Source organism: Streptomyces sp. NPDC002680 (genome assembly GCF_042889145.1).
GTDB classification, from domain to species: Bacteria; Actinomycetota; Actinomycetes; order Streptomycetales; family Streptomycetaceae; genus Streptomyces; species Streptomyces adonidis.
In genome coordinates, this window is the sequence record NZ_JBIAQP010000013.1 from 96327 (window position 1) to 120004 (window position 23678).

General features: G+C 71.3%; 18 protein-coding genes. 11 read left to right on the forward strand and 7 right to left on the reverse strand.

All coding sequences use genetic code 11. From position 1 onward, the window contains the following. The first annotated feature begins 112 nt into the window (after positions 1 to 112). Positions 113 to 856: a TetR/AcrR family transcriptional regulator gene (locus tag ACFYXF_RS31540; protein WP_389354736.1), complete on the forward strand. Its 744-nt coding sequence runs from the start codon at positions 113 to 115 to the stop codon at positions 854 to 856. 34 nt (positions 857 to 890) lie between these two features. On the opposite strand, the gene ACFYXF_RS31545 is transcribed toward ACFYXF_RS31540, so the two are convergent. The 7 genes from ACFYXF_RS31545 to ACFYXF_RS31575 form a co-directional block, all read right to left on the reverse strand. After that, positions 891 to 2147 carry a PucR family transcriptional regulator gene (locus ACFYXF_RS31545; protein ID WP_389354737.1) on the reverse strand — a complete coding sequence of 419 codons (1257 nt, stop codon included), beginning with the start codon at positions 2145 to 2147 and terminating at the stop codon, positions 891 to 893. Between the two features lie 140 nt (positions 2148 to 2287). Beyond that, on the reverse strand, positions 2288 to 3289 hold the full coding sequence (locus ACFYXF_RS31550) for an alpha/beta hydrolase (protein WP_389354739.1): 1002 nt from the start codon (positions 3287 to 3289) through the stop codon (positions 2288 to 2290). A 42-nt stretch (positions 3290 to 3331) separates the two neighbouring features. Next, on the reverse strand, positions 3332 to 7378 hold the full coding sequence (locus ACFYXF_RS31555; protein ID WP_389354741.1) for a beta-ketoacyl synthase N-terminal-like domain-containing protein: 4047 nt from the start codon (positions 7376 to 7378) through the stop codon (positions 3332 to 3334). Then, complete coding sequence (locus ACFYXF_RS31560) at positions 7375 to 9189, reverse strand: fatty acyl-AMP ligase (RefSeq protein ID WP_389354743.1); 1815 nt, start codon at positions 9187 to 9189, stop codon at positions 7375 to 7377. Before ACFYXF_RS31560 ends, ACFYXF_RS31555 begins: the two co-directional genes overlap by 4 nt. Positions 9190 to 9255: 66 nt before the next feature. Next, a complete protein-coding gene (locus ACFYXF_RS31565) occupies positions 9256 to 10869 on the reverse strand; it encodes an acyl-CoA carboxylase subunit beta (protein ID WP_389354744.1) in 1614 nt (537 codons plus the stop codon). A 110-nt stretch (positions 10870 to 10979) separates the two neighbouring features. Continuing rightward, positions 10980 to 11267 (reverse strand): hypothetical protein, encoded by a 288-nt coding sequence (locus tag ACFYXF_RS31570; RefSeq protein WP_389354746.1) that lies wholly within the window; start codon positions 11265 to 11267, stop codon positions 10980 to 10982. A gap of 80 nt (positions 11268 to 11347) precedes the next feature. Continuing rightward, positions 11348 to 12304 (reverse strand): nucleoside hydrolase, encoded by a 957-nt coding sequence (locus ACFYXF_RS31575; RefSeq protein ID WP_389354748.1) that lies wholly within the window; start codon positions 12302 to 12304, stop codon positions 11348 to 11350. Positions 12305 to 12429: 125 nt separating this feature from the next. Here ACFYXF_RS31575 and ACFYXF_RS31580 point away from each other — a divergent pair, with 125 nt between their 5' ends. From ACFYXF_RS31580 to ACFYXF_RS31625, 10 genes are all read left to right on the forward strand, one after another. Next, on the forward strand, positions 12430 to 13350 hold the full coding sequence (locus tag ACFYXF_RS31580; protein WP_389354750.1) for a carbohydrate kinase family protein: 921 nt from the start codon (positions 12430 to 12432) through the stop codon (positions 13348 to 13350). A 13-nt stretch (positions 13351 to 13363) separates the two neighbouring features. Beyond that, positions 13364 to 14359 (forward strand): nucleoside phosphorylase, encoded by a 996-nt coding sequence (locus ACFYXF_RS31585; RefSeq protein WP_389354752.1) that lies wholly within the window; start codon positions 13364 to 13366, stop codon positions 14357 to 14359. 115 nt (positions 14360 to 14474) lie between these two features. Further along, positions 14475 to 15836: an ABC transporter substrate-binding protein gene (locus ACFYXF_RS31590; protein ID WP_389354754.1), complete on the forward strand. Its 1362-nt coding sequence runs from the start codon at positions 14475 to 14477 to the stop codon at positions 15834 to 15836. A gap of 79 nt (positions 15837 to 15915) precedes the next feature. Further along, on the forward strand, positions 15916 to 16845 hold the full coding sequence (locus tag ACFYXF_RS31595; protein WP_389354756.1) for a carbohydrate ABC transporter permease: 930 nt from the start codon (positions 15916 to 15918) through the stop codon (positions 16843 to 16845). After that, the gene (locus ACFYXF_RS31600; protein WP_389354758.1) at positions 16842 to 17696 is read left to right on the forward strand and encodes a carbohydrate ABC transporter permease; all 855 of its coding nucleotides are present in this window, start codon (positions 16842 to 16844) and stop codon (positions 17694 to 17696) included. The genes ACFYXF_RS31595 and ACFYXF_RS31600 overlap by 4 nt, the downstream gene beginning before the upstream one ends. A 1-nt stretch (position 17697) precedes the next feature. Further along, complete coding sequence (locus ACFYXF_RS31605) at positions 17698 to 19809, forward strand: ADP-ribosylglycohydrolase family protein (protein ID WP_389354760.1); 2112 nt, start codon at positions 17698 to 17700, stop codon at positions 19807 to 19809. A gap of 60 nt (positions 19810 to 19869) precedes the next feature. Next, positions 19870 to 20322 (forward strand): secondary thiamine-phosphate synthase enzyme YjbQ, encoded by a 453-nt coding sequence (locus tag ACFYXF_RS31610; RefSeq protein ID WP_389354762.1) that lies wholly within the window; start codon positions 19870 to 19872, stop codon positions 20320 to 20322. Then, on the forward strand, positions 20319 to 21209 hold the full coding sequence (locus tag ACFYXF_RS31615) for a PfkB family carbohydrate kinase (protein WP_389354764.1): 891 nt from the start codon (positions 20319 to 20321) through the stop codon (positions 21207 to 21209). Before ACFYXF_RS31610 ends, ACFYXF_RS31615 begins: the two co-directional genes overlap by 4 nt. Before the next feature lie 4 nt (positions 21210 to 21213). Then, on the forward strand, positions 21214 to 22194 hold the full coding sequence (locus ACFYXF_RS31620) for an SIS domain-containing protein (protein WP_389354766.1): 981 nt from the start codon (positions 21214 to 21216) through the stop codon (positions 22192 to 22194). Positions 22195 to 22316: 122 nt separating this feature from the next. Then, the gene (locus ACFYXF_RS31625) at positions 22317 to 23096 is read left to right on the forward strand and encodes a GntR family transcriptional regulator (RefSeq protein ID WP_389354768.1); all 780 of its coding nucleotides are present in this window, start codon (positions 22317 to 22319) and stop codon (positions 23094 to 23096) included. The last annotated feature ends 582 nt before the right edge of the window (positions 23097 to 23678 follow it).

A 23678-nucleotide genomic window follows, 5' to 3' on the forward strand; every position in this document is an offset into this window, starting at 1 on the left:
CGGCGGCTTCCCCGCCGGAGGTCCGCGCAAGAAGAAAACCTGTGAGAGTTGTAAACCTGACGGGTATTCAAGTCAAGGCACACTGCGTGCCAATTCCCGAGAAGGATGTGGAATGGCCACAGGCACGTCGGCGCAACCGCCCCTGGTGCTGCCCGGCACGCGCACGGGACGTGACCCGGAGCGCTCGCTGCGGCGAGGTCCGCGACGTACCCCGCCCGAGGTGGTCGCCGCGAACCAGCGCGACCGGCTGCTCGACGGCTTCGTCCGCACCGTCGCCCAGGCCGGCTACGCCCGCACCCGGGTCAGCGACATCTGCCAGGCGGCGGGCGTGACCAGGCCGGTGTTCTACGAGCTGTTCAAGGGCAAGGAGGACGCCTTCCTCGCCGCCCACCGGTACGGCACCGCCCTGGTCGTCGAAGCCATGGAGGAGGCCCACGCCCAGGCCGCCGACTGGCCGGGCGCGGTGCGCGCCGGGCTCGGCGCGCTGCTCGGCATCCTCGCGGAGGCGCCCGCGTTCGCGGTCATGGCCATCGTGGAGATCGACGCGGTCGGACCCGCCGGGTGGGAGGCCCGCGAGGCGCTGCTGGCCCGCTTCCGGGACTTCTTCACCGACCTTCCCGAAGTCGAACTGCCCGTGCCCGCACAGGAGTTGGTCGACACGGTCGTCGGCGGGGTGTACTCCGCGATCCACCGGCGGATCGCCGCCGGCCGGACCGCCGAACTGCCCGGACTCCTGCCCGGACTGACCTTCTCCGTGCTGGCTCCCTTCCTCGGCCCGGAACGCGCCGCCGCCCACCTCGCCGACCCGGCGCCCTCGGCCAATCCCCTCCCGGTCTGTCTGGCCCCGGACGCCTGATCCCCGGGCAACGGCGAGCCCCACGGCCCGGGGGTCAGGCGTCGGTCGGGTGCAGCGGGGAGACCGGGGAGCGGACGGATTCCGGTGCCGTTCGGGCGTGCTCGCGCGACGGCCCGGAGGCCGCGCCGGCCCGCAGGGCCACTTCCAGCTCGAAACGGGTCTCCGAGTCCCGCAGGGCCTCACCGAACAGTTTCTCCAGTTGGCGCATCCGGTACCGCACGGTCTGCGGATGGAGGTGCAGTCGCTGGGCGGTGCCCCCGACACTGCTCTCGCTCTGCAGCCACGCCAGCAGCGTCTCCGCCAGCCGGTCGCGCTGAGGGGCCGGAATTCCGGCCAGCGGCGCGAGAACCCGGTACGACAGGGCCCGTACCAGGGGCTCGTCCGCGTACAGGATCAGCGTCGAGAGATGGTCGGCGCACCGGATCAGGCCCTCGGCGGGCAGCACACCGCGCCGCATGAGGGAGAGAGCGCGGGCCGCCCAGCGCAGCGAGTCCGCGATCTGGGCGAGCGGGACCGTCGGGCCGACCGCGGCAAGCCGGCCATGCAGTGCCGGGGCGAGAGCGCGCCCGTGCGAGGGGCCGGTCGTGTCCGGGTCCGGGATGACCAGCCGGGCCGGGCGGGCGGTCATGTCGGCCAGCACTCCGGAAGGCAGCAGCAGTCGTTCGTCGTCCTCCCGTTCGGGCCCGCCCACGGCGATGACGGCGACCCGCTGCGGCAGCGGCCAGCGCGCGGTGCGGGCCAGTTCCCCGACCGCCTCCGCCGAGGCCGGCGGATCGGCGAACAGCAGGTCGAGGAGGCGCTGTCGGCGCCGTTGTAACTCACCGGTGCTGCGCAACCGGGCCTCGGTGTGGCCTTCGGTGGCCGCCTGCATGATCTCGTGCATGTGGGTGAAGGCCGCGTCCGCGAGCGCGGCCACGTCGCTGGAGTCCAGGGCGAGTTCGTCGGCGGCCTTCATCATGCGCCGCCACGCGGCCCGCCCGCCGAGCCGGAGCGCGGCCTGGAGCACTTCGAGGCCACGTCCCTCACCGGATTCGCCGCGCCCGATCTCCTGGTAGGTACGGACGACGCGCTCCCGGTCGTGCTCCTGGCCACTGCCGGCGATGCGGTCCACGAAGAGTGTCAGGGCCTGGGTGACTCCGGCCCTGATGGTCCGCACGTACGTGTCGTCGGCCGGCCGTGCGTACTCGGGCACCTCAAGCTGCACCTCGCGGGCGACTTCGTCGGCGATCTCGTCGAGATGCGGGCGCAGAAATTCTGCCAGTTGGCGGGGGGCAACGGCGAAAGGGTCCATACAGTTTGCTCCTAGCCGTCGGTCAGGCGGCACCACCGACGATATCCCCCACCCAACTGCCCTGGCCTGTACCGGAGTTACAAGTCGAAACCCAGGTGTTGTCCGAGCGTGACAAAGCCGTACGGACAATTCCGTACGGGTCAGACCGGCAGCCCGAGCGCCCCGGCGAGGACCGGCCATGAGGCCGTGAACTCCCGCTGCCAGTCGCTCCATTGGTGCCCGCCGCCCTGGTAGAGGTGCTGGGTGGCGGGGATGCCCAACTGCCCGAGAGCGGTGACGAAGTTCTGCGTGGAAGGTGCCACCAGGCTCTCCAGGACCCCGGGCAGCACAGCTGCGATGCCGCCGCTGATGAGCCGCGCGAGGGCGATGACGGTGTCGAGCCCGCCGGTGAGGCTGCCGGTGCCGACGGAGACGTAGAGCGCGGTGCCGCGCAGGGCGCTCGCACGTGCCACGGGGTTGAAGTCCTGCCAGGTGGCGGCGTCGAGCGCCGGCGCGCCCCACAGCGACAGGGGGTTGAGGCCCTCCCGGCCCACGATCGCCTGGACGATCGTCGGCATGTTCGTCACGGTGGTGGCGGGTATTCCGCTGTACGACGCCGCGGCCACGAACGTTCCCGGATGGCGGGCGGCGTGCGCCATGGCGCCGTATCCGCCGGTCGAGACCCCGGCGACGGCCTGGACCGTGGAGGCCCGGTAGGCGGCGCGCAGGACCGCGGTGACCTCCTGGAGCTGGAAGGTCTCGTAGTCGGGGCCCGTCTTCCAGCGTGTGGGGATGCCGGTGGGCCCGCCGTCCGGCATGGCGACGATCAGATCCCGGTTCGCGGTGAACGCCTCGATGTCCGTCTCACGGGTCCACGAGTTGTAGTCGTCGTGCGCGCCGTGCAGCAGATGGAGCACCGGCCAGGTGCGGTCGGGCCGGGCGGCGTAGGAGGTCGGCAGGATGATCCGTACGGGCGCGGTGCGGCCCAGTGCGGCCGAGGGGATGCCCAAGTCGTAGGTGCGGGGCCCCAGTTGGGTGACGGTGACGTCGGCGGCCGAGGCTCTCCAGGTGCCGGTGAGCGCGCCCGCGACACCGAGGGCGGCGGCCTTGGCGAGGGTGCGGCGGGACAGGCCGAGGCAGGGAACGGACGGGCGGTCGGACATGACGGGCGGCTCCTTGCGGTGTGCTGTCGGGGAGCGGGGTGTTCAGCCGAGCACCCGGTTCAGGTGGTCGGCGATGGCCTGGGCGTGCGGCGGGTCGAGCAGCGACAGGTGGTGTCCGGGGATGCGGACGATCTCCAGGTCCGGGCAGAGTTCGTCCCAGCCGAGGGCGTCGTCCGTGCGCTCGTACGCCGGGTCGCGCACGGTGTGCGGCGCGGGTTCGGTGGCGCGGTAGAGGATCACCCGGCCGTCGTAGGAGCGGGGGGTGTGCGCCTCGCCGGTCCGCAGGTCGAGGTACGAGGTGCGCTGGTGCTCCAGCGCGGCGGGCGGGATGTCGGCGACCGCGCTCAGGGCGTCCAGCACCAGGTCGATGCGGGCCCGGTCGTCGAGCCCGGCGAGTTTCCCGTACGGCAGGTCCAGTCGGGCGCCGTAGGTGCGGGACACATACGCGGCGAAGCCTTCGAAGTGCTCGCGTGCCACGTCCCACGCGGTCCGGCCGGGCGGGCGGGGCAGCGGGCGTACGGCGTCGATGAGCACCACCGCGTCGGGGGGTGCGAACTCGGCGGCGAGCAGCCGGGCGGTCTCCTGGGCCACGAACCCGCCGAAGGACCAGCCGCCGATCCGGTAGCGGCCGTCGGGCCATGCCTTGCGGATCGCCTCGGCGCACAGCCGGGCCTTCGCGTCGACGGTGTCCGCCTCCTCGACCCGGTCGAGGCCGTACACCGGCTGCCCGGGGGCCAGCAGCGCGGCGAGCGGCCGGTAGACGTCCGGGGTGCCGCCGGCGGCGTGGGCCAGGACAAGCGGCGGGCGGTCGCCGTCCGGCCGGAGGGCCCGCAGGGGGTACGGCATGGACCTGGCCGCCGGGCGGGGAGCGGCCGGCAGGCGGTCCCGCCGGTCGTCGTGCGGGGAGAGGGCGATCACGTCGGCGGCGGCCTGCACGGTGCCGGCCAGCAGCAGGTCGCTCAGCGAGAGCGGGGCGCCGAACTCACGCACGGCGGCCTCGCGCAGCCGTACGGCCATGAGGGAGTCGAGGCCGAGGTCGGTGAGCGGGGTGTCGGGGGTGATCCGCTCCGGGGGGTGTCCGGTGACGGCGGCGATATGGCGGATGAGCCGTTCGGTGACCGACCCGGCACCCGTACCGGTCCCCGGCTCCGGCGGCGGCAGGGAATCGGCCACCGGGAGCGTGCACTCGTTGTGCGTCCACCAGTGCCGGGTGTGGCGCCAGGACGGGAGGGGTACGTCGACGACCTCGCCGTGCGGGTGGAGGAGGCGGGCCGGGAAGGGGTGGCCCGCGGCGTGCAGGGCGGCCAGTTGGGCACGGAAGGTGAGGGCGGGGTCGTTGCCTCTGCGCAGGGTGGGCAGGTGGAGGGCGTCGGGCAGGTTCTCGGCGAGGGGGTGCAGGAGCACGGGGTGCGGGGAGATCTCGATGAAGGTGGTGTGCCCGTCCGCCGCGGCGGCGGCCAGCGCACCGGCGAGCCGGACCGGGTTGCGCAGATTCGCCGCCCAGTGCGCGGCGTCGAAGTCGCAGGGGCCGGTGGGGTCCTCGTGGACGGTGGAGTAGACGCGTACGGCACCGCCGGTCCGGCCCCGGATGCCGCTGAGGCGAGTGGCCAGTTCGAGCAGCAGCGGCTCGACCTGGGGCGAGTGCCCGGCGCCCTGGACGGGCATGACGCGAGCTGTTCGGCCGAGCGCGGTGAGGTGTTCGACGAACCGGGAGACGGCCGCTGCCTCACCCGTGACGGTCTTCTGTCCGGGCGAGGTGTGCACGGCGACATGCACGCCCGGGAACTGCCTTACGAGGTCGCCGAGTTCGTCGTCGGTCAGGTCCACGACCGCCATCGCCCCGCCGCGCAACGTGGCGAGCAGCCGGGACCGTACTGCGATGACGCGGGCGCCGTCGGCGGGGTCGAGCGCTCCGGCGACGACGGCTGCCGCGACCTCGCCCATGGAGTGCCCGATGACGGCGGCGGGTTCGACGCCGTAGGAGCGCCAGAGTTCGGCCAGCGCCAACTGGGTGCCGTAGAGGAGGGGTTGGGCGGTCTCCACCCGTCGCAGGTCGTCGTCCGTGCAGGTGTCGAGCAGTTCGCGGAGGGAGATGCCGCACCCGGCCGCGAGGACCGGCTCCAGTTTCTCCACGGCGGCGGCGAACGCGGGCTCGCGGTCGAGCAGTTGGCGGCCCATGGCGGCCCACTGGGTGCCGTAGCCGGAGAAGACCCAGACCGGGCCGGGTCCGAGCCGGTCCCCGTCGCCGGTGCTGACGTACGGATGGGGGCGGCTTGTGGCCAGTGCGCGCAAGGCGGCGGTGAGTGCGAGGCGGTCGGGGGCGACGACGGCCGCGCGGGCGGGGCCGCGGCCCGCGCGCCCGGCGAGGGTACGTCCGATGTCCTGGAGCCTGGTGGCGCTCCCGTCGGGTGTGTCGAGCCAGTCGGCGAGCCGTCCGGCGGTGTGCCGGACCCGGGCCGGATCGGCGTCGCTGAGCTGCACCAGGGTGGCGGTGCCGTGGACGAGGGGGGTGCGTACAGGTGCGGGTCGGCCGGGCTGCCACTCCTCCAGTACGGCGTGCGCGTTGGTGCCGCCGAAGCCGAAGGCGGAGACTCCGGCGGTCGCGGTGCCGCCGTAGCGGGGCCAGGGTTCGGGTTCGGTGACGACCCTCAACGGCTGTTCGTCCAGGGCCGGTCGGTCGCAGTGCAACGAGCCGGGGATGACGCCGTGGTGCAGGGCGAGGACGGCCTTGACCAGCCCCGCCAGCCCGGCGGCCGCCTCCAGGTGGCCGAGGTTGCCCTTGACCGAGCCGAGCAGCAGCGGCTGGTCGGGGTGACGGGTCCGGCCCAGGACGGCGGCCAGCGCGCCTGCCTCGATGGGGTCGCCGAGCGGGGTGCCCGTGCCGTGCGCCTCCACGTAGTCCACGATCGCCGGATCGATGTCGGCGCGCGCGTACGCCGTCTCCAGAAGGGCGCGCTGGGCCGCCGGGTTGGGTGCCGTGAGGCCGTTGGAGCGGCCGTCGGAGTTGACGGCGGTGGCCGTGATGACGGCGAGGACCCGGTCGCCGTCGCGCAGCGCGTCGCTGAACCGCTTGAGGACCACCACGGCGCAGCCCTCGGCGCGGCCGATGCCGTCGGCGGTGGCGGAGAACGGCTTGCACCGGCCGTCGGGCGCGAGGGCACCGGCACGGCCGAACGCGACGGTGACGACCGGGGAGAGCAGGACGTTGGCCCCGGCGGCGAGCGCGGTGTCGCAGTCGCCGCCGCGCAGTGCGACGCAGGCCTGGTGGACGGCGACGAGGGAGGAGGAGCAGGCGGTGTCGACGACGACGCTCGGGCCTCGCAGGTCGTACACGTAGCTGAGTCTGCCCGCCGCGACCGAGGAGGCGGCCCCGGTGGTCGCCCAGGCGTCGACGGCCGCCGGGTCGGCGCTGGTGAGCCGGCCGTAGTCGGGGGCGGAGACGCCGACGAAGACCCCGGTGGCGGTTCCGGCCAGCGAGGCGGCGGGGATGGCGGCGTGGTCCAGAGCCTCCTGGACAACCTCCAGCAGCATCCGCTGCTGCGGATCCATCGCGTCGGCCTCGCGCGGGGGGATGCGGAAGAAGGCGGAGTCGAATCCGGTGAGGGTGGCGTCGTCGAGATAACCGCCCCAGGGACTGGCGTCAGGCGGCACCCGGGTGACGAAGTCCCGCCGCCGCTCCTCGGACACCTGGCCGACGGCGTCGGCGCCCTCGACGAGCAGCCGCCAGTAGTCGTCGGGTCCGCGCACCCCGCCGGGGAGGCGGCAGCCGACGCCGACCACGGCGACCGGTTCCTCTTCTGTGTCGGACCAAGGGATGCGCACGGCCTCCGGACCGGGGGCCGTGCCACCGCCGAGGAGGGTGACCAGCCCGTCGACGGTGGGCGTCTCCCACAGCAGCGTCGCGGGCAGTTCCCGGCCGAGCAGGTCGGCCAGCTCTCCGACGATGGCGACCGCGTCCCGGGAGGACATCCCCAGCTCCGCCAGCGGCCGGTCCCCCGCGATGTCCGCATCGGGCACCCCGGACCAGTGGGCGATCCGTTCGACGACCAGCCGCCGCAGGGCGGCGGAGTCGGCCGGGAGCGCGCTCACTCCGTGCCCCGCTCGACGCTGTCGTAGAAGCCGTCGAGATAGCGCGAGCGGGTCAGCGTACGGGAGACCTTCCCGCTGGAGGTGCGGGCCACGGCCCCGGGCGGGACGAGCAGTACGTCGGCCAGTCGCAGGCCGTGCCGGGCGGAGACGGCGGCGCGCACGGCGGCGGCGACCTCCTTGGGGTCGCGGTCCTGCGGGGGCAGGTCGCGGCCGTGCTCGGCGACGACCACCGCGTGCTCCACGGCGATGGTGGCCCCGGCCACCGGGCCGTCACCGGGGGCTTGGCCGGCGCGGACGGCGAAAGCGGCGAGGCGGTCGGGACGTATCGCCTGATGGGCGGCCTGGACGGTGGCTTCGACGTCCTGCGGGTAGTGGTTGCGGCCGTCGACGATGATCAGGCCCTTCAGCCGTCCGGTGACCACGAGCTGCCCGTCGAGGATCGTGCCGAGATCGCCGGTGCGCAGCCAATGGCCGGGCAGCCGCCCCAGCCGGGCGTGGAAGGTCTTGCGGGTCTGCTGCTCACGGCCCGCGTAACCACGCCCGATGTTGGGTCCCTGGACCCAGATCTCGCCCACCTCTCCTGCTGGCAGGAGGATCGCGGACCCCGGGTCGACGATGCGCACCGACTGTCCGACGGGTTCGCCGCAGGACGCGAGCAGGACAGCGCCGGGGTCGTCGGGAGCGACGGGCAGGGCCTTGCCCGCCGCCAGCGCCTCGCGGTCCAGCACATACCGGCGCAGTGGCTGTCCGGGCCGGTGGGCGCTGACGAAGACGGTGGCCTCGGCGAGCCCGTACGACGGGCAGTGGACGGTGTCCGGAAGGCCCTGCCCGGCGAAGGCCGCGTGGAATCGGTCGGCGGTTTCGGGCCGTACGGGTTCGCTGCCGTTGGCGAGCACGGCGACCCGGTCGAGCCGCAGGCCTGCCTTGTCCTCGTCGGTGACGACGGCCGCGCAGTAGTCGTACGCGAAGTTCGGCGCCGCGGTGAAGGCGCCCGGATGGTCGGAGAGCAGGTGCAGCCAGCGGGCGGGCCGCCGCAGGAAGGCGACGGGGTCCATCAGGACGGACAGCAGTCCGCGTACGAGGGGAGCGGCGACGCTGAGTACCAGTCCCATGTCGTGGTAGAGCGGCAGCCAGCCGACCATGGTGACGGGGCGGGTGTCGGCGCCGTACGCGGTGAGCGCCTGGCGGGCGTTGGCCACGACGTTCGCGTGCGAGATCTCGACGCCGGCGGGGAACCGGGTGGATCCGGACGTGTACTGGAGATAGGCGGTCGCCTGTGTGTCCGGGGCGGGTGGCAGCGGGGCGCCGGCCTGATCATCGGGGACGAGGTCGGTGACGATCAGACGGAGGGGCAGGCCGTGCGCGTCGAGGAAGGCGCGTACGGTCCCGGCCGCGCCGCTGGTGGTGAGGACTGCGGCGGGCCGCGCGTCCGCCAGGACCCCGGCGAGGCGGTCGGCGTGTCCCGGCAGATCGGGGGTGAACAGGGGGACGGCGACGATGCCGGCCCTGAGCGCGGCGAGGAAGCCGATGACGTAGTCGGTGCCCTGGGGGCAGAGAAGCGCGACGCGTTCGCCGGGGGCCACGGTCTCGGCCAGTCGGGCGGCGACCGCGCGGGTTCGTATGTCGAGGCGATGCCAGGTGAGCGTACGGAGGCTGCCGCGCAGGCCGGAAGAGGGGTGGTCGGCGAAGGTGAAGGCGCGGCGGCCGGGTGTGTGGTGCGCCCAGTGCGCGAGATGGGCGGGCAGGGTGGCCAGGTGTTCCGGTGCTGCGGGGGATGTGCTGGGGGCGTGCGGAAGGGCGCGCGCGGGCATGGGGGAGCTCCTCACGTCACTGGTCGTGTCCCCTGGTCAGGGGGTGCTGTTACGGCTGCGCCGCACTCACAGCGGGATGTTGCCGTGCCTCCGGTCGGGGACGGCGGCACGTTTGCCGCGCAGTGTGCGCAGGGCCCGGGTGAGGTGCGCCCGGGTGGTGCTGGGCGCGATGACCGCGTCGATGTAGCCGCGCGCGGCAGCCGCGTAGGGGGTGGCGCAGGCCGTCTCGTACTCCGCCACGAGCTTCGCCCTCAGCTCCGCCGCGGCCTGCTCGCCGACGGCCGCCGCCGCGGCGAGTTCGCGGCGGTGCAGCACGCTGACCGCGCCCTCGGCGCCCATCACGGCGATCCTTGCGGTGGGCCAGGCGAGGTTGACGTCGGCTCCGAGGTGCTTGGAGCCCATGACTGCGTATCCCCCGCCGTAGGCCTTGCGGACCACGACGGTGACCCTGGGCACGGTGGCCTCGGCGTAGGCGTACAGCAGTTTGGCGCCGCGCCGGATGATCCCGGCCTGCTCCTGGTGGGTGCCGGAGAGATAGCCGGGGACGTCGGCGAAGGTCAGCAGGGGGATGCCGAAGGCGTCGCAGAACCGTACGAAGCGCGCGGCCTTCTCGGAGGCGTCGATGTCGAGCACCCCGGCACCGTGCAGCGGCTGGTTGGCGACGACTCCGACGGAGCGGCCCTCGACGCGGGCCAGGGCGCAGAGGATGTTGGGCGCGAACAGCTCGTGCACCTGGAGCAGTTCGCCGTCGTCGACGACGGTGCGCAGGATCTCGCGCATGTCGTAGGCGGCCTCCGGCCGGTCGGGGACGATGCCGTCGAGGCGCAGGTCGTCGGGGGTGGGGTCGAGGGTGCGCGGTGCGAAGGCGTACTCGGGCGGACCCTCCCGGTTGTTCGCCGGGAGGTAGGCGAGCAGGACCCGGACGAGGTCGAGGGCGTCGTCCTCGTCCTCGGCGAGGAAATGGGCGTTGCCGTTCCCGGAGTTGCTGGCGCGGGCGCCGCCGAGTTCCTCGGCCGTCGTACGTTCCCCGGTCACGGCCTCGATGACGTCCGGGCCGGTGACGAACATGTGCGAGGTGCCGTCCACCATCACGGTGAAGTCGGTGATGGCCGGCGAATAGGCGGCGCCGCCCGCGCACGGGCCCATGATCACGGAGATCTGCGGAATGACGCCCGACGCCTGGACGTTGCGGTGGGCCAGCTCCGCGTAGAGGGCGAGGGAGGCCACGCCCTCCTGGATGCGGGCCCCGCCGGAGTCGTTGAGGCCGATGACCGGGCACCCGATGCTCAGGGCCAGCTCCATCGTCCTGACCACCTTCTCGCCGAACGCCTCACCCATGCTCCCGCCGTGGACGGTGGCGTCCTGCGCGAAGAGACACACCTGGCGTCCGCCGACGGTCCCGGTCCCGGTGACCACGCCGTCGCCGTACGCACCGGCATCGGTGCCGGTCCCCGTGCGGGCGCGCACCAGGGCGCCGGTCTCCACGAAGGAACCCGCGTCCAGCAACCGCTCGACGCGTTGGCGGGCCGTGAGCCGGCCACGGGCAGCTTGCCGGGCGACAGCTTGCGCGGAGCCGCCGGCAAGGGCTCGCTGCTGTCGGGCGGCAAGGTCCACGAGACGCTCCGCGGTGGTACGCGCAGCGGGCTCGGACGATCCCAGAGTTTCCGCGATCGAGGTCACAGCCACCTCCTTCGGCGCCTGTGAGCATGGCAGCTCGAGCGGGTGCGGTCTTCCTTTCCGCTGCCAATGTGAAGTTGTTGAGTGACCTGGGGCCGGCGTTCATAGACGGACTACAAGCGGACGGCGATCCTCGCTCCGGCCACGGTCGTGGTGGTCCTCGCACGCGCGGGGTTGGACTCCACCGCCATCGGACTGCACAGGCAGCCCTTGGGAAACGCCGGCCGGGCCACCTCGGCCGTCTGCTCCGGTGACTCACCGGGTTCCGAAAGGTGAGGAGAACCAGAGCCGGAGACGACGGGGTTGGCCACACCCGCCGCGAGCACATGAGCGACATCGTCCAAGCCGTCGACGGACTGCTCCCGCAGGAGCAGACCGCAATCCGGTGCATCGGCTTTCACGTGTGAACCGAGCGCAGATCCGGGGCCCGTTGGCGTGACACGGCCGACCCTGCACAAGGTTGCGATCGGCGTCCCGGAAGTCAGGGACGTGGTTCGCTGAGCGCTGTGGTCACCAGGTCGAGGAAGCGGTCGAAGTCGAGTCCGGACACCGCCTTGATCACGGGCAGATCCTCGCGTCCGTGATGCGCGCGCCGCTCGACGACCGTCATACCTCGGGTCAGTTCACCGCGCCGTTCAATGTCGCAGCGGACCTCGACGCACTCGATGAGGGTGGGGTCGATGAGAGCGGCGACGGCAACGCTGTCGATGAGGGAGCAGTAGGACTGGTAGCCGCGGCCCTCGACGTAGTCGACGACCCGGGCTGCGAGAGCGGCTTCGGGGGTCCGCGCGCGGCGCAGCCGGTCGAGGTCGCCGGCGCGGAAGTTGATGCGGGGATGCGTGGCGATGTCGAGCCCGACGGCCACGAGGTGGAACCCGGCTCTGAAGACCCGGTGGGCCGCCTCGGGGTCGACGAAGATGTTCCATTCGCTGACCGCGTTGTCGCCGGTGGCCTGGGACCAGGCGTAGGGGGTGAGCCCGTAGGAGCCGCCGATGATGACCAGGTCGGTCACCTTCTCGGGCAGCTGCGGGTCGATGTCCAGGGCGAGGGCGATGTTGGTGAGCGGCGCGAGTGCCGCGATGGAGATGTCGCCGGCGTGGGCGTTGACGGTGTCCACGATCAACTGCGCGGCCGGCCGGGGGTCGACGGTCCGGGTCGAGGCCGGGAAGTGGGATTCGGCGAGGCCGTCGCTGCCGTGCGAGAAGGGGTCCACCGGGTAGTCGCCGTCCAGTGGAAGCAGGGGGCCCTGGCCGACCGGGATGTCGTCACGGCCGAGCAGGTCGAGGACGCGCAGCGCGTTGGCGGCGGTCCTGTCCGAGGTCAGGTTGCCGGTCGCGGCGGTGATCGCGCGGGTCCGCAGTTCGGGTGACTTGAGCGCGAGGACGATCGCGAGGGCGTCGTCCATACCTGGGTCGGTGTCGATCAGAAGGTTCTTCATGTGCGCCTTTCCTGCACCGGGCCCGTACCGGGCCTGCGCCCGGTTCGCACCGGGACCGCGAAAGGTATGGTAGGTATAACAACCAGAAGAATCAACGGGCGGTGGCAGCACGCGGAGGAACGACGGTGTCCCAGGGGCTGGTTGCGGTCTTCTCCCATGTGGTGACCGACGAGGTGTACACGGCGGACGGCGCACTGGCGGCCCGCGCGGTCGGAGGGGCCGGGGCCTACGCCGCGGTCGGCGCGAGCCTGGTGTCGGCGCCCTGGGCCACGGCCATCGTGTCGGGCGTGGGCGCGGCGGACCGGGAGCGGTTGAGCGCGTGGTTCCGGCGGCGCCAGATCGACCCCGCCGGACTGTTCGACGTCGGCGAGCACAGTCCCGTCACCCGCGTGCGCTACCTCGACGACGGGGAACGCGTCGAGGAGTCCGTACTCGGTGACGCCCACTTCGCGGCGCACACCCCGTTCCCCAGCCGGTCACCGGTCGGACCGGAACGGCTGACGGGCGCGTATCTCTTCCACGACACCGACGAGCAGTACTGGAACGAGGTCTCCGCGCACCGCCCGCTGTGGAGCGGCCCGGTCCTGTGGGAGATCTCCGCCGACTCATGCACCCCGGCGGGTCTCGCCCGGGTGCGGGAGCTGACCGAGTTCGTCGACGTCCTGTCGCTCAACATCACGGAGGCCACGGCCCTGACCGGGGAGCCCGACCCACGTGAAGCGCTGGCCGCGCTGCCCGGGAACGGGCTCGTGGTCGTCCTGCGGTGCGGCGCCGCCGGGTCCCTGGTCCGGCACGGCCGCAGGACCTGGCGGACGGGGGTGGCTCCCGGACCGGTGACCGATCCGACCGGCGGCGGCAACGCCTACTCCGGCGCCTTCCTGGCCGCGTACGCGGCGACCGGCGATGCCCCGGCATCGGCGCGGGCAGCCGCGGCCGCCGCCTCCCTGACCATCGCCCAGTACGGCGCCCCGTCCGTCGGTCCCCGCGAGCGCGAAGAGACCCGGCGCGCCGCCCGCCAAGTGACGGTGACCGCGATCACCACATGACGAAGGAGCAGACATGCCCGATGCCGCAGGTGCACCCACCGAGCAAGGCATGGCCAAGGGCGCGGTGACCGCCGATGAGACCGGCGCCCGCGGCCCGGGCTGGAACCCCGCCCGGCTCTACGACGAGTACCGCTTCGCCGGTCATCTGCCTCGCCGGGGACTGCTCCGCAACGGCAGGCCGGCCCTGTCCGGCATCGACCCGCGGCGCGTGGCCCGCTATGTCCTGCTGACCGTGCGCGATCCGCTCTGCGCCTACGACGAGTATCCGGCCGAGCAGATCGCGCGGCGGCTCGACGAAGCCCAACGGATCGGCGACTCGGGGATGTTCACGACGTATTCGGGACTCAGCGAGGGCGTGCCCGTGACCGTCGTCGCGGGCGGTAGCGGCTCTCCCGAGGCCGAGCTGATCATGCACGAGCTGCTGGAGTTCACCGACGCGGACACCTTCGTACGGGTCGGCGGCTCGGGCGGCATCCATCCCCGGGTGAACCCCGGGGACGTGGTGGTCAGCACCGGGGTCGTCCGCGACGAGGGGATGACCCGCGCCTACATCCCGGCGTCCTTTCCGGCGGTCGCCCACCACGAGGTGGTCCTCGCGATGTCGCGGGCCGCCGTCGAACTCGGCTGCGCCTTCCACCAGGGGGTCACCAGGTCCAGCGACTCCGACTTCTGCGGGGTGGGCCGCCCCGGAGTGGGTGGCTACTTTCAGCCATGGCATCTGGACATCCTGGAGACCTGGGCCCGGGCCGGCGTACTCAACGGGGACCGGGAGTCCGCGGCCGTGGTGACGCTCGCCGGCCTGTTCGGCAAACGCAGTGGATCGGTCTGTTCCGTCGCCGACAACGCCATTGCCGACAAGCCCTTTGTCGCCGGATCGGGCCATGTGGCCGCCATCGACGTCGCACTGCGCGGAGTGGTCCAGCTCGCCCGTCTCGATGCTGCCAGGGCCGCGTCGGGGGGTGCCCATTGGGTGCCCGCGTCGTTCGAATCGGTGGCCGAGAATCGTTGACACCACAAATCAATGGTCCTATGGTCCTGAAGTCAGTACCAATAACGACGGAGTTAGCGGTGCTCCTGGCGGCCCGGGCACGGGCCGGGTGTGCGGTAGCAGAAGGAGCGGGTACATGAGCAGCAGATCAGGGATCCGAGTGCTCGGCGCGGGACTGGCCGCAATGGCGGCCGTGCTCTCCGCGTGTTCCGACGGCGACTCCTCGGCCTCCGGCGGTCGTCAGACCCTCCAGCTGTGGTTCTGGGGCGCGTCGCCCCAGCAGCAGAAGACCATGCAGCAGGTCCTCGTCGACGGGTTCGACGCGTCGCAGAGCAAGTACGCCCTCAAGGTCACCTTCAACAACGCCGTGGACAAGAACGTCCAGGTGGCGCTGTCCGCCAACGAGGGACCCGACATCGTCTACGGGTCCGGACCCGCCTTCTCGGCCGCCTACGCCGTGCAGAACAAGCTGGCCGACATGACCCCGTACGCGACGAAGTACGGGTGGAAGGACCGGATCCTGGCGCCGATGTACGAGTCGGGGACCGTGCACGGCAAGCTCTACTCGCTGCCCAACTCGATCAACAACCTCGGGGTGTTCTACAACAAGAAGGTCCTCGCCAAGCTGGGCGTCGGGGTGCCCACCACCTACGCCGAGCTGACCGCCGCCATGGACAAGGCCGCCAAGGCGGGCATGTATCCCTCGGTCACCGGCAACAAGGGCTGGAAGCCCGTCAACCAGAACTACATCTCGATGTTCCTGACCCATGTGGCGGGCGGCAAGACCGTCTACGACGCGCTGCAGGGCAAGATCAAGTGGACCGACCCGAAGATCGTCAAGGCCGTCGACGACTCCGCCGCCTTCTACAAGAAGGGCTACCTCGGCGGGAAGGACTACGCGAACCTGAACTTCCAGGAGTCCATGCAGCTCCTGGCCCAGGGCAAGTCGCCGTTCTTCTTCGGCCCCACCCTGGCCTTCCAGTTCGCCAGTGACTCCTTCAACGACGCCGCCGGGAACACCTCGGACCTCGGGTTCGCCCCCTTCCCCAACATCACGCCCGGCCTGCCCTCACCCAGCGGGACCCTGGGCACCACCGCCTCGCTGTCGATCAACGCCCACTCCGCGCACAAGGACGGGGCCGCCGAGGTGATCGACTACATGATGAGCGACAGGTTCGCCCAGCAGATGAACAAGACCTGGCCCGGATACTGGGGCGTCCCGCTGAAGAACTTCGACCTGGACCCCGCCTCCTACACCGGCCTGTCCAAGGCGTACGTCCAGTCGGTCAAGGACACGGTCGCCACCGTCGCCAAGGGCAACTACGGCTTCTTCGCCGGCACCTTCTTCCCGCCGGCCACCGCCACCGCCTTCACCGACATCGACGGGGTCTGGCTCGGCACCGAGAGCACGACCGATTTCCTGGACAAGATCCAGACGACGTTCGCCGCCGAGAAGGCCAAGGGGCTGGTGCCGCCGATTCCCGAGCCCGCCGGCTGACAGCCCGGTCCCACCGACCCAGACCCGTCGGATGCCGCGGGCACGCACAGCGGCATCCGACGCTCGGAGGAATGCGAGCATGACAGCTTCGGCAACTCTGGCGCCCCACCCGACGGGCCACACCCCCAGGCCGGACCCCAAGGCCCGGCGCTCCTACCGACGGCGCCGGTCCCTGGTCAACCATCTGCTGGTCGCACCGGCCCTGCTCCTGTCGGTCCTGGTCGTCGTCGTACCCGGCGTCCTGACCGCGCTGGCCGCGTTCACCGACTGGACGGGCGTGGGCTTCCGCGCGAACTACGTCGGCCTGGACAACTTCCGCGACATCCTGGACGACCCCGTCTTCGCCACCGCCCTCGGCAACAACATCAAATGGCTCGCCCTCTTCCTCACCGTCCCCGCCGCCGTCGGCCTGCTCACCGCGGCCCTCCTGCTCCACAGACGGCGAACGCGCACCTTCTACCAGGTCGTCTTCCTCATGCCGTACGTCCTGGCACCCGTGGTCAACGCGATGGTGTGGCTGAGCATCATCTACAACCCCACCGGCGGGGTCACCGGGGCGCTGCACATCGACTCACCGCTGTCCAGCGTGCACGGCGCGCTCTACGCTGCCGCCGCCGTCGACATGTGGCACTACTGGGGCTTCCTCACCGTCGTCTACCTCGGTGCCATGCGACAGACCCCGCTCGAACACGTGGAGGCGGCCGTCGTCGACGGCGCCGGCTCCTGGCAGGTCTTCCGGCACGTCTACCTCCCCAGCATCCGCCCCACGCTGCTCCTCATGGGCGTGATGACGGTCATCTTCTCCTTCCTCGCCTTCGACTACGTCTACCTGCTCACGCAGGGCGGCCCCGCGCACGGCAGCGAGGTGATGGGCACCTATGCCTACGCCTTCGCGTTCTCGGCGTTCCAGTTCGGCAAGGCGGCCGCCGTCGGAATCATCATGAGCTTCTTCGGACTGATCGCCTCGTGCGTCTACACCTGGCTGAGCCGGAGGCAACTCACCTCATGACCAAGCACAGCATGAACACGCACAGCATGACCAACCGTTCCAAGGGCGTGGTGGCCCACGTCGTGCTCCTGGTGTTCGCCGCCACCGCCCTCTTCCCGCTCCTGCTGGTCCTCCTCAACAGCTTCAAGACCAACGCCGGTGTCACCAGCAGCCCGTTCTCGCTCCCGAAGTCGCTGAGCCTGACGAACTTCAAGACCGCCTGGGAGTACGGCAAGTTCGGCAGCGGCTTCCTCAACAGCGTGCTGCTCACCGGGACCACGGTCGTCGTCGTGCTGGTCTGTTCGTCCCTGGCCGGGTACGTCCTGGCCGGACAGAAGATCCGCATGTGGCCCGCCGTCATGGTCTACCTGACCATGGCCATGACGGTCCCGATCCAGCTGTTCATCTTCCCGCTCTACGCCGGCGTCGCCGAACTGGGCCTGCTCGACAACGTCTTCGTGGTCGGCGTCATCCTCGCAGCGATCAACATGCCGTTCGCGACCTTCCTGATGCGCACCTTCTTCCTCAACGTCCCCAAAGAACTCGAAGAGGCGGCACGCATCGACGGCGCCAACCTCTTCCAGCTGATCCACCGCGTGCTGCTGCCTGTCGTACGGCCGGGGCTGATCACCGTGGGCGTCATCGTCGGCCTCAGCGCCTGGAACGACTTCCTCATCTCCTCGACCTTCCTGCACGAGCCGTCCGACCAGACCGTCACCCTGGGCTTCCTGTCGATGAACGGCACCTTCTCCACGCAGTTGGGCGCCATGATGGCGGGCGCCCTCATCCTCATCCTCCCGGTCCTGGGCGTCTTCATCGCCCTCCAGCGCTATGTCGTGGACGGCATGGCAGGCAGCGCGGTCAAGGGCTGACATGACGACACATCCCGTACGGCACACCCGGACCGCCGAACGCGACCGATACGCGGAGCAGGTGTACGCCGGAGTCCTCGGCAAGATCATCGGCGTCTATCTGGGGCGCCCCGTCGAGGGCTGGCCCTACCAGGACATCACCGACCGGTTCGGCGAGGTCGGCCGGTACGTCAACGACGACCTGGGCGTCCCGCTGATCGTCGCCGACGACGACATCTCCGGCACCCTCGCCTTCGCCCGCGTCGTCCTCGACAACCCGGGCCGGACCCTCGAACCGGCCGACGTCGGCGACACCTGGCTCAACTACATCATCGAGGACCGCACCATCCTCTGGTGGGGCGGCATGGGGCGCTCCACCGAGCACACCGCCTACCTCAACCTGCGCAACGGCATCCCGGCACCGCGCAGCGGGTCCGCCGCCGTCAACGGTCGCACCCTCGCCGAGCAGATCGGCGCCCAGATCTTCAGCGACGCCTTCGGTCTGATGTGTCCCGGTGACCCCGACCGCGCCGTCGCCCTCACCAGAGCCGCGGCAGCCGTCAGCCACGACGGCGACGCCCTGGAGTCCGCAGGACTGCTCGCCGCCATGCGCGCGCTCGCCTTCGACGAGCCCGAACTGGACCGCCTCCTCGACGCAGGCACCACCTACGTCCGCTCCCCCGCCGTCCGCGCCCTGTTGGACGACGTCCGCGCCCACTGCTCCGCCGACCGCGACTGGCGCGACATCCGCGCCTGGGTCGACCGCCACTACGGCTACGCCCGCTACTCCGGCCCCTGCCACGCGCTGTCCAACCTGGCGATGTCGCTCGGCGCGCTCCTCGGCGCCGGCGACAGCTTCCCCGCCTCGGTGACGATCGCGTCGTCCGTCGGCTTCGACACCGACAGCAACGCCGGGACCGTGGGCTGCCTCAACGGCGTACGCCTCGGACTCGACGCCCTCAGCGACGGCCCCGACCTCAGAACGCCGGTGGCCGACCGGCTGCTCGTCGTCACCGCCGACGGAGGGGAGTGCGTCAGCGACGCCACCCGCGAGGCCGACCGGATCGTCGCCTCCGCCGCCGCCCTCTCCGGGACCCAGCTCCCGCCGCCCCGGCCCCGTTTCACGTTCGCCCACCGCGGCTCGGTCCAGGGATTCACCGGTTGCCCGTACCACCCGGGCGCCGACGTCCACGGGACGGGGAACGGTCTACGGGTGCGATTCGGCGGCCACCCCGACGCGGTGACAGGACACGTGTCCACGCCCACCTTCCTCGACCCGGCCGAGACGAGCGGCAACTTCTCCACCCTCGCCAGCCCCACGCTCTACCCCGGCCAGACACTGACCGCCCGGCTGTCCGCCGCCCGCGAGGGCACCAGCGTTCGCCCCTACGTCCTCTACTCCGGCGAGGGACGGCCCACGACGGTCCTCGGCGAAGCGCACCTCCTGGGTCCTGCCCCTCGTACGTTCCGCTGGCAGGTCCCGCCGCTCGGCGGCCCGGTCCCCTTCCGGGTCGGATTCGCCTTCACCCCCGATGCCGCCGCCCTCCCCACCGGGACGGAGGCGTACCTGCACGAGCTGGACTGGCAGGGCGCACCGGAGCACTTCGAACAGAACGGCGTCCTGCTCTCCTCGATCTGGGACACCGAGCCCCCGGCCCTCGCACCCTGGGTGAGCTCGGCGAAGAACTTCGAGGCCGACTTCGCCGTCACCTACTCCGTCTCCCACCCCGACGCCCTCGGTGTGGTCACCACCGGCACCCGGGACTGGACCGACTACGCCATCACCAGCCGGCTCATCTTCTCCCTGCACGAGACCGCCGGCCTGGTCACCCGCAGCCGGGGCCACCGCCGCTTCCACGCCGGGGTGTTCACCGGCGGAGACCGCCTGCGCCTGCTCCACCAGCACGACGGCACACGCCACATCCTGGCCGAGACCCCGTTCCCGTACGAGCGCGACCGCCCGTACGCGGTGCAACTGCGCTGTCGCGGACGGGAGTTCGCTCTCTCCGTCGACGGCACCACCCGCCTCACCGCCACCGCACCCGACACCCTCGGCGGTGGCACCGGCTTCCTCGTCGAGCGCGGCACCGTCGCGGCCGACGGCGTACGCATCTCACGCCTCGCCGCGCCCTAGAACCCGACCGGCACGGCGAACGAACCCGCACCCCACAGCATGGACACGAAAGGCACCTCGATGAGCACTCCCCCCGCGATCGGCACATGGCAGCGCTTCAGCGTGAACACCAAGCCCGCCGACGGCTTCGCCGCTCCCGTCGGTTTCACCGATCTCACTCCGCGGCTCAGGGACGCCGTCCCGCCGCAGCTGGGCGACGGGACGCTCACGGTCTACCTGCCGCACACCACCTGCACGCTGATCCTCAACTCCGGAGTCGACGGCACCACGCTGCACGACATCCGGCTGTTCATAGAGGGGCAGATACCCGTGACCCGCCCCTTCGTCCACCTGCACGACGGCCCGCAGGACGCGGCCGCACACGTGCGGTGCGTGTTCGGCGCCCAGTCGCTGACCCTGCCGGTCGTCGACGGGGAACTGGGGATCGGGCACAGCCAGGGCGTCTACCTCCTGGAGATGGACGGACCGCGCGACCGCACGATCCAGTACGCCTTCTCCCGGTTCTCCCAGTGACACTGGTCGGCGTCCACGCCGGCCTGACGGTCGATCATCTGGTCAGCGAGCCGGCCGGGGCGCGGTTCTCGTGCCCCGGCGGACCAGCGCTCTTCGCGGCACTGGGCGCACGGCTCGTCACCGGCACGGACGTCCGGTTGAGCTGCCCGCTGCCCCAGGACGATCCCAGGTTCACGCGGATCTTCGACGAGCTGGGCGTGGACCGGGAGCACTGCCGCCAAGTACCCACCGTGCCGAGGCTGTGGATCCTGAACTCCGCCCGAGGACGCCGCATCGTCGCCCAGGACGCGCCGACCGACACCGAACTCGGGGAACAGGGGCGCGAGTTGGAGGAGGAACCGCTTCCCGAGCCGACGGCCGGTTTCGAGAACGGCCTCGACGGACTGGTGGCGTCCTCCCCCACCAAGCGGCCCACCGCGGATCCGAAGACCCGGATCGGCCTCGACCCGCACCAGACCCTGGTCGCCGAACAGGGCCTCCGCCACCTGCGCCAGGTGGCCTCGCCGACGACCGTACTGCTCCCGAGCAGAGTCCAGTTGACCCTGCTCGACACCGACCCGCGCCGCGCCGCACGTTCCCTGGCAGCCGGTCTCGGCCTGCCGGTGATCGCACGCCTCGATGCCGAGGGCAGCTACGTCGTCACGGCCGACGGCGTCTGGTCGGTACGGGACCGGTCGGTCACCGTCGTCGAGACGACCGGCGCGGGGGACGCCAGTGCCGCCGCTGTGGTGGCCGCGCTGGCCGCCGGCGCCGACCTGGTCGAGGCCGCCCTGTTCGGCACCAGTGTCGCCCGCATCGCCCTCGCGGACTGGGGTCACGCGGCACTCGCCGCCGCTACCCCCCTCTCACGCCCCTTCCCCGACATCACCACCCTCAAGGAGAACTAGATCCATGTCCCCCGCACCCCCCACCTCGGCCACCTACGACTCCGCGTCGGCGAGTGCCGCGCTGCACGCCGCACTGCTCGCCACGGCTCCGGTGGTCACCGCCGGCGCCCCGGACCTGGGGCGCGCGGTCTTCGTCGGCTCGGGGGACTCCCTGGCCTCCGGCCTGATCGCCACGGGCTTCGGCCACCGTGCCGTGTCGGCGGGCGACGTCGCCTGGAGCGAGGCCCTGCCCGCGGCCTGCGACACCCTCGTGGGCATCTCGCACTCCGGAACCTCCGGCGCCACCGTCAAGGCCCTGCGGATGGCACGGACCGCCGGACTCAAGACCGTCGCCATCACCTCGCAGGCCGCCTCGCCACTGGCGGACAGTGCCGACGAGGTCCAACTGGTGCCCACACTGCAGGTGGAAGAGATCGTGCCCTGCGCCGGACACGTGATGCTCGCCCAGGGGGTGGCCGCCGTATGCGGGGTCGACACGTCGTCCTTCAACGAAGCCCTTGCGCAGAGCCTGGACCGGGTTCGTACGACGATCGACGCGCAGGTGCGTGCGCTGCCCGACACCGCGCCGGTCGCCATGTCGGTCCTGTCCCTCCCCGAGCTGTGCAGCGGCGCGGACTTCTGGGTTCTGAAGCTGATCGAGGCGTGCGGACTGGCGGTGCGCGGCGTGCCCCTGGAGGAGAGCGGGCACGTCGACTACTTCATCGGCCCTGAGCAGCACCTCGCGCTCCAGCTCATGGGCCCACACGGCCGACCGCGCTTCGACCGACTGGCCGAGGCCCTGCGCACCACCGGCCAGACCGTCCGTCAGGTCGACGTCCGCGATCTGATCGACCCCGACATGCGGGACGCCGACATCCTGCGCGACATCGCCACAGCAGTGGCGGGTACCTGGTTCGCGCACGGTGCGGCGCTGCGGTGGGGCCGTCCGCCGTTCCGCGGCGGTGCGGTCAACATGGACGCACGGCACATCAAGCTCGACTCCTGAGACGCGTGCCGGTACCGTCGCGCGACCCGCCCCTTCCATCAACCGTGCACGATAGGTGATAAGATTAAGACCAATTGTGCGGCGTGGATCGGCGGCGCGCGAACGGTGAGGGGAGTCTGTCGGTGTCCGTCGTCGATGGCGGGAGGACCGGCCCGGGCCGCATGTCCGTGCACCCGGTGGATCGCAGGTCGCCCATGCCCGCATGGGCGCAGGTACAGCGCGATCTACGTCGTCAGATCGACCAGGAACTCCCGACGGGCTACCAGCTGCCGACCGAGCGCGAGCTTTCCGAACTCTACGGTGTCAGCCGCATCACCATCCGTCAGGCGCTCGGCGCCCTGTCCACGGACGGATACATCGAGCGCAGGCAGGGCGCCGGAACCTTCGTCGCCGACATCCCCGAACCGGTCCAGCACGACTTCGCGCTGACCACTCCATGGCGGGACCGCTTCCATGCCGCGGGCCAGGCTGCGCAGTCCATCCACCTCACCGACGAGCCCATCGCGCCCGAACCCCATGAGCTGACGAAGCTCATCACCTCGGAGGAAGTGTCCGCCAAGCGCCTTCACCTCAAACGGCTGCACGTGGTCAACGACCGCGCCATCGGCCTCACGGACTCATGGGTCCCCGAGTCCGTCGCACCCGGGCTGGCCGATCAGGTTCTCATCGACGGCTCCCTGTCCCGAACCCTTCGCGAGGCCTTCGACCTGGTCCCCTCCGACACCAACCACTACCTCGAAGTCGGCGCGGCCAACTCCCACGAGGCCCGCCTGCTCAACACCACTCTCGACGCGCCGCTGTTCGTGGTGTGGTCGGTCGCCCGCCTCAACGACGGCCGTCTGCTGGACACCACCAGGACCGTGTGGCTCGGGAGCAGGGTGCGCTTCCACTACACCGTCTGACCACCACCTGCGGCCAGGTCTGCGAGGTGTTGCTCCGCGACACCATTCGCCTGGGGTCAAAGGGATGCCAAAGCTTCCACTCCCGGCCGACGAGGAACTGGACGGCCTCCCAACATGCCCTGGTCTTGCCGGTTGACGATGTGCCCACCAGTACGACGATGCGGCTCCGACCCGTGTTCGTCAGTGTTCATCTTCATCCGGCCGAACCCGCCGAACAGCGTTTCCAGGACCTTGGTGCACGTCAACACCTCACCATCCTCAGAGAGTCTGTCGTGTCCGTGCTCGCTGTCGTTCTGCTCGTTGTCGGGCTGCTGCCTACTCTGGCCCTACTGGCCGCCTGATCAGGAAGCGTCGCACCCTTCAAGGCCACAGCCTCAGCAATCGGTCTCGCACTGCCTGCCATCAAGCCCTCTCACCCGGCTCCTGACCTGCAGCTACACGCTGGAGAGGCGAAAGAACGGCATCAAGGTTGATCTGCGGCAACACACCTTCTCCCGGTGTACCACCAGCAAGGTCGTCGGTCCAGCGCACTCCAAATGTCACCCCCCCCCCAAACGAGCACCCACCCTGACCAGGCAGTTT

Coding starts and splice junctions, on each gene's coding strand:
- ACFYXF_RS31540 (WP_389354736.1), top strand. CDS start 113: ATGGCCACAGGCACGTCGGCGCAACCGCCCCTGGTGCTGCCCGGCACG.
- ACFYXF_RS31545 (WP_389354737.1), bottom strand. CDS start 2,147: ATGGACCCTTTCGCCGTTGCCCCCCGCCAACTGGCAGAATTTCTGCGC.
- ACFYXF_RS31550 (WP_389354739.1), bottom strand. CDS start 3,289: ATGTCCGACCGCCCGTCCGTTCCCTGCCTCGGCCTGTCCCGCCGCACC.
- ACFYXF_RS31560 (WP_389354743.1), bottom strand. CDS start 9,189: ATGCCCGCGCGCGCCCTTCCGCACGCCCCCAGCACATCCCCCGCAGCA.
- ACFYXF_RS31575 (WP_389354748.1), bottom strand. CDS start 12,304: ATGAAGAACCTTCTGATCGACACCGACCCAGGTATGGACGACGCCCTC.
- ACFYXF_RS31585 (WP_389354752.1), top strand. CDS start 13,364: ATGCCCGATGCCGCAGGTGCACCCACCGAGCAAGGCATGGCCAAGGGC.
- ACFYXF_RS31590 (WP_389354754.1), top strand. CDS start 14,475: ATGAGCAGCAGATCAGGGATCCGAGTGCTCGGCGCGGGACTGGCCGCA.
- ACFYXF_RS31595 (WP_389354756.1), top strand. CDS start 15,916: ATGACAGCTTCGGCAACTCTGGCGCCCCACCCGACGGGCCACACCCCC.
- ACFYXF_RS31600 (WP_389354758.1), top strand. CDS start 16,842: ATGACCAAGCACAGCATGAACACGCACAGCATGACCAACCGTTCCAAG.
- ACFYXF_RS31605 (WP_389354760.1), top strand. CDS start 17,698: ATGACGACACATCCCGTACGGCACACCCGGACCGCCGAACGCGACCGA.
- ACFYXF_RS31610 (WP_389354762.1), top strand. CDS start 19,870: ATGAGCACTCCCCCCGCGATCGGCACATGGCAGCGCTTCAGCGTGAAC.
- ACFYXF_RS31620 (WP_389354766.1), top strand. CDS start 21,214: ATGTCCCCCGCACCCCCCACCTCGGCCACCTACGACTCCGCGTCGGCG.